General features: G+C 73.1%; 1 protein-coding gene and 2 pseudogenes. 1 reads left to right on the top strand and 2 read right to left on the bottom strand.

The genetic code is table 11. The annotated features are described in order from the left end of the window. The first annotated feature begins 282 nt into the window (after positions 1 to 282). Complete coding sequence (locus ACIQZO_RS31980) at positions 283 to 474, top strand: hypothetical protein (protein ID WP_403632921.1); 192 nt, start codon at positions 283 to 285, stop codon at positions 472 to 474. Between the two features lie 195 nt (positions 475 to 669). On the opposite strand, the pseudogene ACIQZO_RS31975 reads toward ACIQZO_RS31980, so the two are convergent. Together ACIQZO_RS31975 and ACIQZO_RS31970 are read right to left on the bottom strand one after the other, a co-directional pair. Beyond that, positions 670 to 1,347, bottom strand: a pseudogene (locus ACIQZO_RS31975) (DUF885 domain-containing protein); the annotation flags it as partial. Beyond that, positions 1,271 to 1,447: pseudogene (locus ACIQZO_RS31970) on the bottom strand (IS5/IS1182 family transposase); the annotation flags it as partial. The pseudogenes ACIQZO_RS31975 and ACIQZO_RS31970, both read right to left, overlap by 77 nt.

Genomic DNA, 1,447 nt, shown 5'->3' with positions numbered 1-1,447 from the left:
GGCCCCCGGGGGGGGCGGCGGGGGGGGCGGGGGGGGGGCCGGGGGGGGGCCCCCCCCCGGGGGGGGGGGGCCCCCCCCCCCCCGGGGGGGGGGGGGGGGGCCCCCCCACGGCGGCCGGGTCAGAGCTCTCGCTGAGCGCGTCATGCCCGTGGGGGTGGGCACCGCGCCGAGCCGCCGCCCGGGACACTAACAGGAAGGAAACTTTCCTACCAGTGTGCGGGAGGGAGTTGTGCGGAGCCGTTTCCGGCGGCGGTTCCGGGCTCGGCCGGTAGGCTCGTGGGCATGGACCCGTCGGACGAGACCCCGTCGTACTGCCCCGCTCCCGCCGCCCCGGCCGGACGGGTGCCGGGACCGCCGTACGCGGACTGCGTCCAGTGCGCGAAGCCCACCGAGTACGGGGTCGCCGCCCCGGGCGTGGTGCTCTGCCCGGTGTGCGAGTGGCAGGAAGCCCAGCGCACCGCGTGCTCCGGCTAGGCCGTCTCTTTCGGATCTTGTCGGCCGAGCCCGCGGGGTCTGGTGTCATGGGGTCTCCCCAGGCCCGCCAGGGCCGAGGGGAAGCATGGCGAGGCGGAGGGGCGCCCGTGTACGGGACGCACTCGGTCGCCCCGGCAACGCGGCCGGGTGCGGTGCCGGGCGTCGCGGGCCCGGCAAGATCCGGAAGAGACGGCCCTACAGATGCGACAGCTCCGCGGTCAGGTCGTCCAGTCCCAGCGGTGGTTGTGCCAGGGCGGGCATGTGCCAGCGCTTGAGTTCGAACCGGGCGCCGTGGTGCTGCCTGGCAGCCGTTCTGCCCGCGAGCCAGGCCCGCTCACCCAGCTTGTAGCCGATCGCCTGGCCGGCCATGCCCTGGTAGCGGCTGACCTCGTTCCTGATAAACACATCCGGCTGCCCGCTGTGCGACGCCACGAAGAGGTGAGCCAGACCGGGGGTCCACTGCTCCCCCGGGTGGAACGCCGCGTCGCTCGGTATGCGGAGCTCGAGATGGATCCCGATGTCCACGATGAGTCGCATGGACCGCAGCAACTGCGCGTCCAAGTAGCTGAGGCGCCGGGCGGGATCGGTCAGGTGGCCGAGCTCATCCATGAGGCGCTCGGCGTACAGCGCCCATCCCTCGGAGTTGGCGCTGATCTTCCCGAGGGTGGTCTGGTAGCGAGAGTGCTGTCCCGCCCTGTGCGCCAGCTCGGCCAGTTGCAGATGGTGGCCCGGCACCCCTTCGTGGTACCAGGTGGAAACGAGGCTGTGTAACGGGAAACGGGTGCGTCCCATGACCGGGAGCCATGTCCGGCCCGGCCGTTCGGGGTTCATCGAGGGCGGGGTGTAGTAGGGGGTCGTGCCCTCCGGGGCGAGCGAGCCCCGCGGTCAGAACCAGCACGAGCGGCCGGCATTGACGGTCGCAGGCAACGTGGACCTTGCTGGTCTGCCCGCCCCGCGAACGTCCCAGCAGGGC

Source organism: Streptomyces sp. NPDC097617 (assembly GCF_044761485.1).
Classification (GTDB): domain Bacteria; phylum Actinomycetota; class Actinomycetes; order Streptomycetales; family Streptomycetaceae; genus Streptomyces.
This window is presented reverse-complemented; position numbering and strand designations above follow the sequence as displayed.

Excerpts from the sequence above, each read along its gene's own strand:
- ACIQZO_RS31980 (WP_403632921.1), top strand. The coding sequence starts at position 283 with ATGGACCCGTCGGACGAGACCCCGTCGTACTGCCCCGCTCCCGCCGCC.